The organism is Mesorhizobium salmacidum (SeqCode) (assembly GCF_037179605.1).
Taxonomy (GTDB): domain Bacteria; phylum Pseudomonadota; class Alphaproteobacteria; order Rhizobiales; family Rhizobiaceae; genus Mesorhizobium; species Mesorhizobium salmacidum.
Map to the genome: position 1 here is coordinate 19,523 of NZ_JAPYKS010000017.1, position 14,568 is coordinate 34,090.

The 14,568-nt window shown below is 62.9% G+C and carries 15 protein-coding genes; 7 read left to right on the top strand and 8 right to left on the bottom strand.

What is annotated here, in order from left to right; translation table 11 throughout:
• Positions 1-127: 127 nt before the first annotated feature.
• Both O7A60_RS21820 and O7A60_RS21825 read left to right on the top strand, forming a co-directional pair.
• Positions 128-373 (top strand): zinc-finger domain-containing protein, encoded by a 246-nt coding sequence (locus O7A60_RS21820; protein WP_015318409.1) that lies wholly within the window; start codon positions 128-130, stop codon positions 371-373.
• 10 nt (positions 374-383) lie between these two features.
• Complete coding sequence (locus O7A60_RS21825) at positions 384-1,625, top strand: FAD-dependent monooxygenase (RefSeq protein WP_337107964.1); 1,242 nt, start codon at positions 384-386, stop codon at positions 1,623-1,625.
• An 18-nt stretch (positions 1,626-1,643) separates the two neighbouring features.
• Here the strand turns inward: O7A60_RS21825 and O7A60_RS21830 are convergent, their stop codons facing one another.
• The 7 genes from O7A60_RS21830 to O7A60_RS21860 form a co-directional block, all read right to left on the bottom strand.
• A complete protein-coding gene (locus tag O7A60_RS21830; RefSeq protein ID WP_337107965.1) occupies positions 1,644-2,309 on the bottom strand; it encodes a TIGR02117 family protein in 666 nt (221 codons plus the stop codon).
• A 118-nt stretch (positions 2,310-2,427) separates the two neighbouring features.
• Positions 2,428-3,177: an amino acid ABC transporter ATP-binding protein gene (locus O7A60_RS21835; protein WP_031213892.1), complete on the bottom strand. Its 750-nt coding sequence runs from the start codon at positions 3,175-3,177 to the stop codon at positions 2,428-2,430.
• A gap of 79 nt (positions 3,178-3,256) precedes the next feature.
• Entirely contained in the window at positions 3,257-4,414 is a 1,158-nt protein-coding gene (locus tag O7A60_RS21840; RefSeq protein WP_337107966.1) for an amino acid ABC transporter permease, read from the bottom strand.
• Between the two features lie 4 nt (positions 4,415-4,418).
• Positions 4,419-5,606: an amino acid ABC transporter permease gene (locus tag O7A60_RS21845; protein ID WP_140507432.1), complete on the bottom strand. Its 1,188-nt coding sequence runs from the start codon at positions 5,604-5,606 to the stop codon at positions 4,419-4,421.
• 62 nt (positions 5,607-5,668) lie between these two features.
• Positions 5,669-6,697, bottom strand: a complete 1,029-nt coding sequence (locus O7A60_RS21850) for an amino acid ABC transporter substrate-binding protein (protein ID WP_027144474.1) — start codon at positions 6,695-6,697, stop codon at positions 5,669-5,671.
• A 436-nt stretch (positions 6,698-7,133) separates the two neighbouring features.
• Positions 7,134-7,994 (bottom strand): DUF2182 domain-containing protein, encoded by an 861-nt coding sequence (locus tag O7A60_RS21855; protein ID WP_337107967.1) that lies wholly within the window; start codon positions 7,992-7,994, stop codon positions 7,134-7,136.
• A 9-nt stretch (positions 7,995-8,003) separates the two neighbouring features.
• Complete coding sequence (locus O7A60_RS21860; RefSeq protein ID WP_337107968.1) at positions 8,004-8,639, bottom strand: DUF1326 domain-containing protein; 636 nt, start codon at positions 8,637-8,639, stop codon at positions 8,004-8,006.
• Positions 8,640-8,987: 348 nt separating this feature from the next.
• Between O7A60_RS21860 and O7A60_RS21865 the strand changes: the two genes are divergently transcribed.
• The 5 genes from O7A60_RS21865 to O7A60_RS21885 all read left to right on the top strand — a co-directional run bounded on the left by O7A60_RS21865 (position 8,988) and on the right by O7A60_RS21885 (position 13,225).
• On the top strand, positions 8,988-10,175 hold the full coding sequence (locus O7A60_RS21865) for a cystathionine beta-lyase (protein WP_337107969.1): 1,188 nt from the start codon (positions 8,988-8,990) through the stop codon (positions 10,173-10,175).
• A 207-nt stretch (positions 10,176-10,382) separates the two neighbouring features.
• A complete protein-coding gene (locus tag O7A60_RS21870; protein WP_337107970.1) occupies positions 10,383-11,462 on the top strand; it encodes an HPP family protein in 1,080 nt (359 codons plus the stop codon).
• Between the two features lie 126 nt (positions 11,463-11,588).
• Positions 11,589-12,275: an RNA polymerase sigma factor gene (locus tag O7A60_RS21875; RefSeq protein WP_337107971.1), complete on the top strand. Its 687-nt coding sequence runs from the start codon at positions 11,589-11,591 to the stop codon at positions 12,273-12,275.
• 105 nt (positions 12,276-12,380) lie between these two features.
• Positions 12,381-12,905: a DUF4142 domain-containing protein gene (locus O7A60_RS21880; RefSeq protein ID WP_337107972.1), complete on the top strand. Its 525-nt coding sequence runs from the start codon at positions 12,381-12,383 to the stop codon at positions 12,903-12,905.
• Positions 12,902-13,225 carry a cupredoxin domain-containing protein gene (locus O7A60_RS21885; protein WP_337107973.1) on the top strand — a complete coding sequence of 108 codons (324 nt, stop codon included), beginning with the start codon at positions 12,902-12,904 and terminating at the stop codon, positions 13,223-13,225. The genes O7A60_RS21880 and O7A60_RS21885 overlap by 4 nt, the downstream gene beginning before the upstream one ends.
• 23 nt (positions 13,226-13,248) lie before the next feature.
• Here the strand turns inward: O7A60_RS21885 and O7A60_RS21890 are convergent, their stop codons facing one another.
• Complete coding sequence (locus O7A60_RS21890) at positions 13,249-14,475, bottom strand: anion transporter (RefSeq protein WP_337108066.1); 1,227 nt, start codon at positions 14,473-14,475, stop codon at positions 13,249-13,251.
• Between the last annotated feature and the right edge of the window lie 93 nt (positions 14,476-14,568).

The window sequence follows — 14,568 nt, forward strand, 5'->3', positions numbered from 1 at the left end:
AACTTATCCTGTGGCAGGCTTTTGCGACAGTTCTCTGACAGGCTTTTGCGACAGTTTGATTTCATCGAACTTGCAAAGAGGTTTGATATGATCCAGATGCAGAAGAGACTGCGTTAAGGAGACGACGATGGCAGGCGGTTCCATTCCCCATTTCCAGAACGATGCGGGCCATCCGGCAATCGACATCGGGGTCAAGGAATTCATGTGCACGGGCGCCAACCCGCCTTTCGATCATCCGCACGTGTTTCTGGACATGGGCGACGACAATGAGAAAGTCTGCCCCTACTGCTCGACCCTCTACCGCTATTCGCCGAAGCTGAAGGCGACGGAAACGCTGCCGGCGGGCTGCCTCTACATCGACCAGGCCGCCTGACCTCCCGATCATGAGCGAGACGCGGTCCCGGCAGGTCGTGATTGCCGGGGCTGGCATAGCCGGGCTGACGGCGGCGATCGCCTTCGCCGAACGCGGCTACCCCGTGAGGGTGTTCGAACAGGCCAAGCGCCTCGAAGCGGCCGGCGCCGGCATCCAGCTCTCGCCAAACGCGACGCGCATTCTGCGCCGGCTTGGCGTCCTCGACACGCTTCTCGCCAATGCCGTCAAGCCGGAAGCCGTGGTGCTGAAGGACGCCGCGAGCCTGCGCCAACTGGCACGCGTGCCGCTTGGCGGCGCCGGCGAGGAACGCTGGGGGGCGCCCTATCTCGTGGCGCACCGGGCGGATCTGCAAGACGCCCTGATGGCGCGCGTCGCGCAAATGCCCGGCATCCAGCTCACCACCGGCGCGCGCGTCGGCAACATCGCCGCCGGCACGCACGGCATCACCGTGACCGCCGAGATGGACGGCAAGCCCGTCCAGGCGGCGGGTTTCCTTTTGGTTGGCGCCGACGGCGTCTGGTCGTCGGTGCGGAGGCTTGCCGGCCCAGGCGGCGGAGCCGGCCTCGCGAACAGCCAATTCTCCGGCGAACTGGCCTGGCGCGCGACGGTGAGCGCGGACAGTGAAGCCGGGCGAGCCTTTGCCGCGATCGGCGCCCCCGACTCCGTCACCACCTTCCTGCACCCCGGCTTTCATTTGGTGGCCTATTCCGTGAGCAAGGGGGACGCGTTCAACCTTGTCGCTTTCACCAAAGGCGAGCGCATTGCCGAGGGCTGGTCCGGACACACCGATCCCGGCATCCTCGCCGGCGCCATGCGCGGCACAGCCGCAGGCCTTGCAAGACTGATGGATTTGGCTGGCCCATGGCTGACCTGGCCACTCCATACAGTCGAACGGAAGCAGCCCTGGACGATGCCAGCCGGCATCGCGCTGATCGGCGACGCCGCACATGCGATGACCCCGTTCGCGGCGCAAGGTGCTGCCATGGCGATCGAGGATGCCGCGATGCTTGCTGATATCATTGCCGACTTCCCCGGCGACCTGTCGCAAAGCCTCACCATGTGGGAGAAGCTGAGACGACCGCGCATCGAAAAGGTGCTGAAACGCGGCGCGCTCAACCGCCTCGCCTGGCACGCCCGGGGACCGGTGGCATTGGCGCGCAATCTGGTCCTGGCGACGCGGCCGGGAGAGAAGCTCGCGGCGGATTTGGACTGGCTTTACGGGTGGGAACAGCAGCAGATCATCCGTCGCTGAAAGGAGCCTGCGGCAAAGCTAATTATACAGCCGCATCGACAACCCAAGCGATGCCGGCAGCGGGTTCCACCAGCCGGTGCGCAGGCCGGCGGTGCGCAGTGCCGCCGCCGTCCAGGTATTGCAGCCGATCAGCGCGTTGAAACGGCCATTGGCCTCATAAAAGCGGTCGAAATTGGAGTAGGCGGCATTGTCGATGACGATCGGGCCGCTCGGTCCCTGCTGAAAACTCGCTTCGATGAAGTCTAACAATGCGGCGAAACGGTCCTTGTCCACGTCGAAGCCGGCGACATCGGGGTGCGCCTCGGTGATATCGCCAGCGACGTCGACATGCATCACCGAAGCGTCGAGCGTCAGCGCCTTGAATACGGGCAGCGCCTTCACTTGCGACCATGTCGGCGTTTCCAGGTAAAAGGCCCGCCCACCCCAGCCGAAGACGATATAGCGCACTTCAGGTGCGCCCGAAGGCAGGCCGGCATCGGTCAGGAAACGGAAGCGCCGGCGCATCTCGTCGTCCACCGGAATGGCGATGTCGGTGTGGATCGCGTTCTTCAGCACCAATATGCGCCGCGTGCCCTCACCCGCGGCGGCCGCCGGCCAGAGCGGCCGCGGCACCAGCGTGCCGAGCGCCACGGCGAGCACCACTGCTGCAACCAGCAGGGCCAGGAAACGCAGGAGTTTTCTCATCGGTGCGGCTTCGCGATTCCGTTCGCGGCTCAATGGAGAAGATCGTTACCTGACGAGCCAGACGCAAAAAAGCCCGGCAATGGCGCGGCCGGGCTTTTTCGAATCGGCGTCAGTCCGCTCAGTGCAGGATCTGCGACAGGAATAGTTTCGTGCGTTCGTGGCGCGGATGGTCGAAGAACTCGGCCGGCGTGTTCTGCTCAACGATCTGGCCCTGATCCATGAAGATCACCCGGTTGGCGACTTTCCGCGCAAAGCCCATCTCGTGGGTGACGCAGAGCATGGTCATGCCTTCTTCGGCCAGTCCAACCATGGTCTCCAGCACTTCCTTGATCATTTCGGGGTCGAGTGCCGAGGTCGGCTCGTCGAACAGCATGATGCGCGGGTTCATGCACAGCGAGCGGGCGATCGCCACGCGCTGCTGCTGGCCGCCGGAAAGCTGGCCCGGATATTTGTTGGCCTGCTCGGGAATCTTGACCCGCTTGAGGAAATGCATGGCGATTTCCTCGGCCTGCTTCTTCGGTGTCTTGCGCACCCAGATCGGCGCCAGCGTGCAGTTCTCCAGGATGGTCAGATGCGGGAACAGGTTGAAGTGCTGGAACACCATGCCGACCTCGCGGCGCACCTCGTCGATCTTCTTCAGATCGTTGGTGAGTTCCTTGCCGTCGACGATGATCTTGCCCTTCTGGTGCTCCTCCAGCCGGTTGATGCAGCGGATCATGGTCGATTTGCCAGACCCGGACGGTCCGCAGATGACGATGCGCTCGCCGCGCATCACCTTCAGATTGATGTCCTTCAGCACATGGAACTCGCCATACCATTTGTGCATGGCGATGATGTCGATGGCGACATCGGTGGTGGAAATCTGCATCTTGGCGGCGTTGACCTTGATCTCTTCCGCGCTGACGGCGTTTTCGGTGGCCATGGCTGGGGTCCCCTTGTTCTTTTGTTTAGCGTTTGTAGCCGGTGTCGAGCCGGCGTTCCGTGTACATTGAATAGCGCGACATGCCGAAGCAGAACAGCCAAAAGACGAAGGCCGCGAAGACGAGGCCGGATTTCGCGGTCTGCGCCGTTGCCCAATTGGCATCCGAGAAGTTCTGCTTGACGATGCCGAGCAGGTCGAACATCGAGATGATGAGGACCAGGCTGGTGTCCTTGAACATACCGATGAAGGTATTGACGATGCCGGGGATGACCAGCTTCAGCGCCTGCGGCAACACGATCAACCCCATCTTCTGCCAGTAGCCGAGGCCGAGCGAATCGGCGCCTTCATACTGGCCCTTGGGGATCGCCTGCAGGCCGCCGCGCACCACTTCGGCCATATAGGCCGCCGCAAACAGCGATACACCGATCAGCGCCCTCAGATACTTGTCGAAAGTGACGCCGGCCGGCAAGAACAGCGGCAGCATGACGCTGACGAAAAATAGAACGGTGATCAGCGGTATGCCGCGCACGGCTTCGATGAAGATAACGCACAGCATCTTGACGATCGGCATCTTCGAGCGCCGCCCGAGCGCCAGCACGGTCCCCAGCGGCAACGAAACGGCGATGCCGACGAAGGACAGGCTCAGCGTGATCAGCAGCCCGCCCCAGCGCGAGGTTTCGACATGCGGCAGGCCGAATATGCCGCCGACCAGAAGGAAGAAGGAAACGATCGGCAGCACCAGGAAGAGCAGGATCGCGTTCAGCCCCTTGCGCGGCACACGCGGCATCAGCATCGGCACCAGCAATACCACGAACAGGATGGCGACCAGGATCGGCCGCCAGCGCTCCTCGACCGGATAGGTGCCGAACATGAACTGGCCGAACTTGGCGTTGACGAAAGCCCAGCAGGCTCCGCTCCAGCCGTCGGGCTGAATGCCGCCTTGCGCAACGGTCGCGCAGACCGTTCGGTCCGGCCCGGTCCACTGTGCGTTGATGAACGCCCAGTTGATGACCTGCGGCAGAATCCAGGCGACGATGACGATGCCGAGGATGGTGAGGATGGTGTCGCCGACCGAACCGATCAGGTTCCTGCGCACCCAGGCGATGGGGCCGCTGACGCTCGCCGGCGCGGGCTGCGCCAGCGCCATCTCGGTACGCACCCAGGACATGTCATGTTCCTGCATGGCTCTACCTCTCCACCAGCGCCATTCTGGCGTTGACCACGTTCATGACAGCCGAGGTCACAAGGCTGAGTATGAGATAGGCGATCATCATGATCAGCACGCCTTCGACCGCCTGCCCGGTCTGGTTCAGAACCGTGCCGGCTGTCGCCGTCAGGTCGGGATAACCGATGGCGATCGCCAGCGAGGAGTTCTTGGTCAGGTTGAGATACTGGCTGGTCAGCGGTGGGATCACGATGCGCATGGCCTGCGGCACCACGACCAGCCGCAAGATCGACCCGGATCGCAGGCCAAGTGCCGCCGCCGCCTCGGTCTGGCCCTTGCTGACGCCCCTGATGCCGGCGCGCACGATTTCGGCGATGAAGGCCGCCGTGTAGCAGGACAGCGCCAGATAGAGCGACAGGAACTCCGGCTTGACCTGGAAGCCGCCGGTCAGGTTGAAGGTTGACTGTTTCGGCAAATCAAAGCTCAGCGGAAAGCCGCTCAGCACGTAAGCGAGCAGCGGCAGGCCGACGATCAGCGCGGCGGACGTCCAGAACACAGGAAATTGCTGGCCTGTCGCCATCTGCCGCTGACGCGCCTTGCGGGCGACGAACCAGGACATGGCGATGCCCACCACAAGGGCGACCAGGATCAGCCAGGAGCCGTCGCCCCAGACCGGGCGGGGAAAATAGAAGCCGCGCTGGTTGAGGAAGGAGCCGAAAGGCAGATGATAGGAGTCGCGCGGCGGCGGCAGTACGGCGAGCACGCCGGAATACCAGAAGAAGATGACCAGCAGCGGCGGGATGTTGCGGAAAATCTCGACATAGACCGTGCAGATCTTCTGGATCAGCCAGTTCTGCGACAGGCGGCCGATGCCGATGATGAAGCCGATGATGGTGGCGGTGATGATGCCGGCCGCGGCAACGATGATGGTGTTGATCAGGCCGACGATGATGGCGCGGCCATAGGTCGAGTCCGACGTATAGGCGATCGGCGTGTCCGATATGTCGAATCCGGCGCGCCCCTTGAGGAAGCCGAAGCCGGAGGCGATGTGCAGGCGATGCAGATTGTCGATGACGTTCTGCACGATCCACCAGATGGAGCCGAACAACAAGACGACGACCAGCGTCTGGAAGAAGAGACTGCGTATTCTCGGATCATTGACGAAGGAGCCGCGGCTCGGCTCCTCGCGTAGGATTTCCTGCGATGCCATGTCACGTCCCCTGTGAAAGAGAAACCGGAAGGCAGGTGCCTGCCTTCCGGATCACATTTCGATCAGCGGATCGGCGGCGCGTATTGCAGGCCGCCCTTGGTCCACAGCGCATTGATGCCGCGGGCGATCTTGAGCGGGCTGCCCGAGCCGACATTGCGGTCGAACATTTCGCCGTAATTGCCGACAGCCTTGACGATGTTGACGACCCAGTCGTTGGAGACGCCGAGATCGGTGCCGATCTTGGTATCGGCTTCCTGGCCGAGCACACGCTTGATCTCCGGGCTGGCGGAGTTCTTCATCTCGTCGACATTGGCCTTGGTGATGCCGAGTTCCTCGGCATCGAGCAGAGCGAAATAGGTCCACTTGACGATGTGGTACCACTGGTCGTCGCCCTGGCGAACGGCAGGTCCGAGCGGCTCTTTCGAGATGATCTCGGGCAGCACGACGTGATCGGCCGGCGAGCCGAGCGTCAAGCGAATGCCGTAAAGGCCCGATTGGTCGGTGGTGTAGACGTCGCAGCGGCCGGCATCATAGGCGGCGTTGACCTCTTCCAGTTTCTCGAAGACGACCGGATTGTACTCCATCTTGTTCGCCTTGAAATAGTCGGCGAGGTTGAGCTCGGTGGTCGTGCCGCTCTGCACACAGACGGCGGCGCCCGAAAGCTGCAGCGCCGAATTGACGCCCGGCAGCTTCTTGGCGTTGATCATGAAGCCCTGGCCGTCATAGTAGGTCGTGCCGATGAAATTCAGGCCGAGCGCGGTGTCGCGGTTGATCGTCCAGGTGGTGTTGCGCGACAGGATGTCGACCTCACCGGACTGCAGCGCGGTAAAGCGCTCCTTGGCGCTGAGCGGCGTGAACTTGACCTTGGTGCCGTCACCGAAGACGGCGGCGGCAACCGCGCGGCAGAAATCGGCGTCGATGCCTTGCCAGTCGCCCTTGTCGTCCGGCGCGGAGAAGCCGGCCAGACCGGTCGAGACGCCGCACTGGATGAAGCCCTTCGCCTTGACGGTGTCGAGCGTGCCTGCCGACGCCGCCGACGCCATCAGTCCGAGCGTGGCGACGCCAAGAATGCCGATAGCAATGTGTTTCATAACCCACAGACCCTTTTCTGTTTTTTCAGGCAAAACCCTGATCTTTTTTCCCTTGTGAACGCAGCTCCTATCCCGGCCCATTCCCGAAACCCCGCATCGCAAACCGACGCGCCGCCTCCCATTCACGAACAGCATCGAAGGCGATAATTCCCGTGAGGTCAAGGAAAATGACCGAATTGCAACGGGTTTGAAAATCGATTGCCTGAAATGCCTGAATTGCAGACAGATGCGCCCGCGATTTAGTCAGAAGCGCAAATTTGCTCGGCAAAGCTCATTTGACGCGGATGTGAGCCGGTGCTGTAAAATCCGTTCCGGGCTATACCTTAGCGTTACTGCCCTCAGCACGAAATGCATTGAGGTTACGTGATACCCTTCGGCCGACGATACCCCATGATTGCCGGTCAATATTGCTTGTGGACAAAGTTGGCGCACACTCTCAAAGCGCCGGAAAGATGAGAAAGACGCCGACCGCAACCATCAATGCACCGGAGACCCGCGGGATCAATTGCCCAGTTGGGACCACCTTCTCCAGGAGAACAAGGAAGGCGATGCCGGCGATCCACAAGAGGTTCATGACACCGCCGACAAACAGCAGGGCCATCAGCGCCCAGCAGCAGCCGAGACAATAGGCGCCGTGATCCATGCCGAGCCGAAGCGCGCCGGGCGCGGTGGTGCGGAACCCGCCATGGCTCGCCAGGAACGCTATCGGCGCCTGGCATTGGCGCAGGCAGACGCCCTTGATCGGCGTCCATTGATAAAGGCCGGCGGCGATGAGGACGAGGCCACCTACGACCGCACTGCCGGTCGCCATCGCGGGGTTGAGCAAGGCGAAACGGGCGAGCAGCCATTGCGCACCGGTGGCCACGATGCTGAAGACGACCCAGACGATGAGATAACCGGTAAAAAACCATGCCGTCGAAGCGACAGGCCGGCCATCCGCCAGCGCCTTGCGGCCGACGCCGGCATAGAGCAGCAACATCGGCGCGACCGACGGCGTCATCATGCCGACCATCATCACAGCCCACATCGTGAAGATGAAAACGAAATCAGCCGAAGCCCAAGCCCGGAAACCCGGCGCCAAGGCGGCACCCATATCCATGCTCCCCATGTCCAGGTTCGACATGTCCATCCCGGCCATGCCGCCGGCCGCACTGTCCGATACGCGAGCACCAGACATGACCATGTCGGTGGAGAGCCAAACAACATAGGCCCAGGCGAGAACGGCAATCACGACGAGCGCGGCCGCCACGACCGCGCGGTCGCGCCGCAGCACTGCCTCGAGAGCCGTCTCGCCCATTACATCAGGTCAATGCACGATGCCGCTCTGCGTGAGATGCAGATTGGCGAAATGGCTGTGCGTGTCGGCCACCTCGAACTTGATCGGGCCCGTTGCCTTGGTCCAGCCGCGCCCGACCTCGGCAATCGCGTATTCGAAGCCGCGCGGCAGGTCGATGCGCGCCCGGTGCTCGGCGCCGGTGACCGGGTTCTTGATCGGTTCACCATGGCCGTCGGTTACGCCGTCGACATGCAGCCGCCCGGTTCGAGCGTCGACGTCGACCTTGAAATCTATCGCGGCGAAGATCGGATCGTGGAATTTCTCCAGCGTGGTCGAGAAGACCTGGAATATCGTCGCGCCCGGTTCGGTGTCCTGACCGCCCAGTATTCGAAGCAGGGCATTACGCTGGGCCTCGCTGGCCCGCTCGTCGATAACCACCGCGGCCTCGCCCCTGCCCTGGTGGATCGCGCCGGGCCAGCTGAAAATGCCGACGAACCGCAACCCGTCGAGCTTGGTGTCGCCGTGATGGCCGGTCTCGATCTCCATGCCGGCGACGGCCTGGCAGAATCCATATGTCGGCATGGCGTTGAACTGGCACGGGCAGCCATAGGCGCAATTGCAGTTGATGAATTCGCGCGCCTTCATTGTCCATTTGGTGTCAGGCATGGCATTCCTCCCCTTGCCGCACTCTCGATGAGCGCGATATCCGGATCGGGACCAGGAAGTTACCGGCAAGAACCATCCGGCAGCATCTGATCGAAGCATCCGGCGATTAATATTAGCAGTTTAGCATATACTTTTCACGGCCGGCTACAATAGGTTCACCAGCTGACGACGAAGCTTCCGACAAGGCACGGTCGCACGTGTGGCCGGTCCGATTCAGGAGCAGGCCCTTGCTGTCTTCCGGACCCGGGAATTGGCATATTCGAAGTCCATTCCTGGCGGACAGTGGGCTGTTGCACGGCCCACGACGCCGCACTATGGCTAGCGCCTTATCAAACAAGGCGACCAAGAATGGCGAAAGACGGCAGCGAGCAGGGTTCCGGCAAGGTGGGCATCAACACGCGGCTTGCCCATTCGGGCAACAACCCGCACGACTATTTCGGCTTCGTCAATCCGCCGGTGGTGCATGCCTCGACCGTGCTGTACCCCAATGCCGCCGCGATGGCCGCACGCAGCCAGAAATACACTTACGGCACGCGCGGCACACCGACGACCGATGCCCTTGCACTGGCGATCGATGCGCTGGAAGGGTCCGCCGGCACCATCGTGGTGCCATCGGGCCTGGCGGCGGTGACCATTCCGCTACTCGCCTTCGTATCGGCGGGCGACCATCTGCTGATCGTCGATTCCGTCTATCACCCCACGAGAAACTTCGCCGACACGATGCTGAAGCGGTTAGGCGTCGAGGTAGAGTATTATGCTCCCAATGTCGGCGCCGGCATCGCGGCGTTGATCAAGCCGAACACCAAAGTGGTGTTCACCGAATCGCCGGCCTCCAATACGTTCGAGGTGCAGGATATCCCGGCGATCACCAAGGCGGCGCATGCGGCCGGCGCCATCGTGATGATGGACAACACCTGGGCGACGCCACTCTATTTCCGGCCGCTCGACCATGGCGTCGACATCTCGATCCACGCGGCGACCAAATATCCGGCCGGACATTCGGACGTGCTGCTCGGCACGGTCTCGGCCACTGAGGCCTGTTGGAAGCAGCTCTACGAGAGCTTTTGCACGCTTGGCTGCTGTGCGGGCCCCGACGATGTCTATCAGGTGCTGCGCGGCCTGCGCACAATGGGCGTGCGCCTCGAGCATCATCAGCGCAGCGCACTCGCCATCGCGTCGTGGCTCGAAGGCCAGAAGGGCGTGGCGCGCGTGCTCCACCCTGCCCTGCCCAGCCATCCGGACCACGCCCTATGGAAACGCGACTTCTGCGGTTCGAGCGGCATCTTTTCCATCGTGCTTGCCGGCGGTGGCCAGAAGGAGCAGCACGCTTTCCTGGACGCGCTGCAGATCTTCGGTCTCGGCTACTCCTGGGGCGGCTATGAGAGCCTCGCTGTGCCGGTCTGGCTTGGCGACCGCGTCGTTGCGAAAGGCCCTTACGAAGGTCCGTTGATCCGCCTGCAGATCGGCCTCGAGGATGTCGACGACTTGAAAGCCGACATCCTGCGCGGACTTACGGCGGCGGCGCGCTCGGGCTGACGTCAGACAGACCCGGCAAAGGGTCGCAAGCCCTTGGCGCTGATGACAAAGCGGGAGCCGCAGCCAGCACTCCGGCGAAAGCCGGCGCGCAATATTATTCTCCTGCGCCGTGATTTTACGGATTTGTTTGACTTTCAAATCGGCGAATTCGGCCGCATTGCGTGCCGCACGCATCCTCGACAGATCCATTCCTCGCAAAGTTTCTCGATGGCCTTTCGTCTTTTTGTCCCCATCCTCGCCGGCGCGACGCTGCGTGAACGCATCCTGGCGTGTATCGGCGCCACGATCGGCATCGCTCTGACCGGCGTGATCAGCGGGCTGGCGATGGGCGGCGGCCCGCATGTGGCCCTGCTGGTGGCGCCGATGGGCGCATCCGCCGTGCTTCTGTTCGCTGTGCCCGCGAGCCCGTTGGCGCAGCCCTGGTCGATCATCGGCGGCAACTCCATATCGGCGCTGGTCGGCGTGACCGTCGCGCATTTCATCCATGATCCGGTGATGGCCTCGGGCCTCGCGGTGGCATTGGCCATCGCCGCGATGTCGTTCACGCGCTGCCTGCATCCGCCAGGCGGCGCCGCCGCGCTGACGGCGGTGCTCGGTGGACCGGCCGTCATCAGCGCGGGCTTCCTGTTCCCGTTCGTGCCGGTGGCCCTGAATTCGACCATCCTGGTGGCGCTGGGTTACCTTTTCCACAAGCTGGCGCGGCGCAACTACCCGCATGTCGTGGCACCGGCCGCCAACAGCCACGGTACCGCCGATCCCCCGGCTCAGCAGCGCGCCAGTTTCCGGCCCGAGGACATCGACGCGGCGCTGACGGCGCTCGACGAGACCTTCGATATCGACCGCGACGACCTCGAACGGCTGCTGCGACAGGTCGAATTGCAGGCCATGGTGCGGTCGCACCGGACGCTGCTGTGCAAGGACATCATGTCGCGCGACGTGGTTTCGGTGCCCGAACAGGCCACCGCCGACGAGGCACGCCGGCAACTGCTCGATCACAATATCCGCACCTTGCCGGTGGTTGATGCCGAAGCAAGGCTGGTTGGCGCCGTCGGCCTACGCGAGCTGACGAAAGCCGTCGACACGGTGAAGAGCGTGATGGCAAAAGCCGGCACCGCCTCGCCCGAGACGCCGGCGATGAGCCTGCTTCCGGCGCTGACCGACGGCCGCAGCCATGCCGTGGTGATCGTCGACGGCGAGCGGCGCATTCTCGGCCTGATCACGCAGACCGACCTGCTGGCGGCCGCCGCACGCGTGCAGACAGCAGACAAAGGATTGGCGGCGGCCTAGCATAGCGAGCCCGGATCCCGCTGATCCGGGAACCTTTTGCCGGCAGGCGCATCCAACGTGCAGTCAAGTGCATGTTCGAAGAGGCGCCTGTTCGAAGAGGCGCCTGTTCGGGGAGATCCGGTCGCGATGAGCAAGCTCGCAACGCCCGCCACGGCACCCATGGTTGCCGAAAGCCTTTCCGGCGACATGCTGCTCGTCCACAAGGCGCAGGCGCGCGAGCCGAATGCTTTTCGCGCCATCATGAAAATACACAACCAGAGGCTCTACCGCATCGCGCGCGGCATTCTGCGCAACGACGCCGAAGCCGAGGATGTCGTCCAGGAGGCCTATGTCAGCGCCTTCGCCAGCCTGGCGGCGTTTCGCGGCGAATCCACGCTCGCCACCTGGCTGTCGCGCATCGTCATCAACGAAGCGCTTGGCCGCCTGCGCAAGAAGCGTCGCACAGTGGATATGCCTGACAATCCGGAAGCGCAAATCATCCGGTTTCCTCTCAATTCCAACGATGATCCGGAGCGCGCGATGGCGCAGCGGCAGATTCTCGCACTTGTCGAACGAGCGACCGACAACTTGCCCGACATTTACCGCATGGTCTTCGTCGCCCGCATCATCGAGGGCCTGAGCATGGAAGAAACCGCCGATTTGCTTGGCGTCCGGCCGGAGACCGTCAAGACGAGGCTGCACCGTGCCCGTCTCCTGCTACGCAAGGCGCTGGACGATGAAATCGGCCCTGTGCTGCTCGATGCCTTCCCGTTCGCCGGGCGGCGCTGCGAGCGACTGACCCGGGCGGTGATGGAACGGCTGGGCTTCGAATGATGCGGTCCTGATTTCCGGGAACGTTTCTCTCCGCCCCGCATCCAATGAGCGTCAACTGAAGATTTGAACCCGGCGCCTCTTCGCGGCCGGGCCAAGGAGGATGCCATGTTCACCCGATATACCGTTGCCCTTGCCGCCCTGCTTCTCGTCGGCGCTGCCCCGGTCTCGCAAGCCGCCGACAAGCCGACCGACCCGCAGATCGCCCATATCGCCTATACGGCAGGCGTCCTCGACATCGAGGCGGCCAAGCAGGCGATCAAGACATCGAAGAACAAGGAGGTCGTCGATTTCGCCAGGGACATGGAGCGCGACCACGAAGCGGTGAACAAGCAGGCGCTCGACCTCGTCAAGAAGCTCAAGGTGAAGCCCGAGGACAATGCCACCAGCCAGACGCTGACGAAGGCCGCGAAAGAGGAACGCGCCAAGCTCGCCAAGCTGAAAGGCGCGGCCTTCGACAAGGCCTATATCGAAAACGAGGTCGCCTATCACAAGCAGGTCGATGGCGCGCTCGAAACCCTGCTCATTCCCTCGGCCAGCAATGCCGAGCTGAAGAGCCTGCTCGAGACCGGCCTCAAGATCTTCCAGGGCCATGAGCAGCATGCCGAACACGTCGCCGGCATGTTGAAATGAAAGCGCGCGCCTTGGATCATCTGGCGTGGCTGGCAATGCTGGCGCTGACCTTTGCGGCGGCGCCGGCAACGGCCGCAACCATCCAGGTGACGATCGACAGGCTCGTCTATTCGCCGGCAAGCCTCCAGGCCAAAGTCGGCGACACGATCGAATGGGTGAACAAGGACGTGGTCGCCCACACGGCTACCGTGAGGGGTGGCTGGGACGTGATGATCCCGCCGAAGTCCAAGGGACAAGTGATCCTCAAGACAGCGGGGGCGGTGGATTATTTCTGCCGCTTCCATCCCAACATGAGGGGCCATCTCGATGTGGCGCCCTGAACCGGTCCAGCCGCAGGACCGGTTCAGGACATCATCGCCAGCCAGGCAGTGCCGAACGCGAGCGTGATCAGCGTCAGCGGCAGGCCGACCTTGAAGAAGGCACCGAAAGACAACGGTGTGCCTGCCGACTTGGACTGTTCGGCGACGATCAGGTTGGCGACCGAGCCGAGCAAGGTGAAGTTGCCGGCGAGCGTCGAACTCATGGCCACCACCAGCCAGGCGCGCTCGGGGTTCTCAAGACCGGGTATAAATGGCCTGAGCGCCAGCACGGCCGGAACATTGCTCATGATGTTGGACAACACCGCGGTGAAACCCGACAGCCTCCAGACATCGTCGAGCCCGATGTTCTTGGCCGAGGCGATCATGTCTGATGTCAGCAGCGTCTTTTCCGCGCCCGCAACCACCACGAACAGACCCGCGAACATGAACAGCAGCGGTCCGTCGATCTCGCGGTAGATGCGCGATGGCTTGATGGCGCGGGTGAGCAGCAGAATGGCGCCGCCAATGAGCGCCGCCTTGGCTACGGGAACACCGGCGAAGAAGGCGATCGCCAATCCGATGCAGACGACCACCGCCTTGAGCACCTGGCCGCGATGCATGCGGCCGCGCGAGATGTGTGGCGTCAGTTCGCCGTTGCGGGTGAATTCGGTGCGATAGACGATGCGCACAATGACGATGACGGCGACAAGGCCGAACAAGGCCACCGGCGCAAGCGCCGCCGAAAAGGCCGGATAGGAAATGCCAGATAGCGCGCCGATGACCATGTTCTGCGGATTGCCGGTGATGGTGGCGACGCTGCCGCAGTTCGAAGCGGTGGCGGTGGCGATCAGATAGGGGATCGGATTGCGGTTGATGACGCGGGTGACGTGAACGACGATCGGCGCCATGACCAGGCAGATGGCGTCGTTGACCAGGAAGGCCGACAGCACGCCGGTCAGGAGCGTCACCATCACCAGGAGCATGAACGGCGCATGCGCGTGCTCGATGGCGATTGCGCCGAGGCCGCGAAAGGCGCCCGACACCTTCAGATGCGCCACCACGATCATCATGCCGAGCAGAAGCGTGATGGTGTCGAAATTGATGGCGCGATAGGCGTCTTCCATGCTGAGCGCGCCGATGGCGATCATCGCCGCGCCCCCAAGCAGCGCAATGCCTGCCCGGTCAAGCCTTAGGCCAGGTATTCGGCCGATGGCGACTCCGGCATAGGTTAGGACCAGGATCAGCAGTGCCGCGGCGCCCGTCAATGTCATCGGTAAGAAGCCCTGCTCGATCTGTCCGCGCACCGATGCCGGCCGCCCGCGATTCATGTGATCCCAGCTTTAGCGCGATGTCGGGATTGATGC

Excerpts from the sequence above, each read along its gene's own strand:
- O7A60_RS21820 (WP_015318409.1), top strand. The coding sequence starts at position 128 with ATGGCAGGCGGTTCCATTCCCCATTTCCAGAACGATGCGGGCCATCCG.
- O7A60_RS21825 (WP_337107964.1), top strand. The coding sequence starts at position 384 with ATGAGCGAGACGCGGTCCCGGCAGGTCGTGATTGCCGGGGCTGGCATA.
- O7A60_RS21830 (WP_337107965.1), bottom strand. The coding sequence starts at position 2,309 with ATGAGAAAACTCCTGCGTTTCCTGGCCCTGCTGGTTGCAGCAGTGGTG.
- O7A60_RS21835 (WP_031213892.1), bottom strand. The coding sequence starts at position 3,177 with ATGCAGATTTCCACCACCGATGTCGCCATCGACATCATCGCCATGCAC.
- O7A60_RS21840 (WP_337107966.1), bottom strand. The coding sequence starts at position 4,414 with ATGCAGGAACATGACATGTCCTGGGTGCGTACCGAGATGGCGCTGGCG.
- O7A60_RS21845 (WP_140507432.1), bottom strand. The coding sequence starts at position 5,606 with ATGGCATCGCAGGAAATCCTACGCGAGGAGCCGAGCCGCGGCTCCTTC.
- O7A60_RS21850 (WP_027144474.1), bottom strand. The coding sequence starts at position 6,697 with ATGAAACACATTGCTATCGGCATTCTTGGCGTCGCCACGCTCGGACTG.
- O7A60_RS21855 (WP_337107967.1), bottom strand. The coding sequence starts at position 7,994 with ATGGGCGAGACGGCTCTCGAGGCAGTGCTGCGGCGCGACCGCGCGGTC.
- O7A60_RS21860 (WP_337107968.1), bottom strand. The coding sequence starts at position 8,639 with ATGCCTGACACCAAATGGACAATGAAGGCGCGCGAATTCATCAACTGC.
- O7A60_RS21865 (WP_337107969.1), top strand. The coding sequence starts at position 8,988 with ATGGCGAAAGACGGCAGCGAGCAGGGTTCCGGCAAGGTGGGCATCAAC.
- O7A60_RS21870 (WP_337107970.1), top strand. The coding sequence starts at position 10,383 with ATGGCCTTTCGTCTTTTTGTCCCCATCCTCGCCGGCGCGACGCTGCGT.
- O7A60_RS21875 (WP_337107971.1), top strand. The coding sequence starts at position 11,589 with ATGAGCAAGCTCGCAACGCCCGCCACGGCACCCATGGTTGCCGAAAGC.
- O7A60_RS21880 (WP_337107972.1), top strand. The coding sequence starts at position 12,381 with ATGTTCACCCGATATACCGTTGCCCTTGCCGCCCTGCTTCTCGTCGGC.
- O7A60_RS21885 (WP_337107973.1), top strand. The coding sequence starts at position 12,902 with ATGAAAGCGCGCGCCTTGGATCATCTGGCGTGGCTGGCAATGCTGGCG.
- O7A60_RS21890 (WP_337108066.1), bottom strand. The coding sequence starts at position 14,475 with ATGACATTGACGGGCGCCGCGGCACTGCTGATCCTGGTCCTAACCTAT.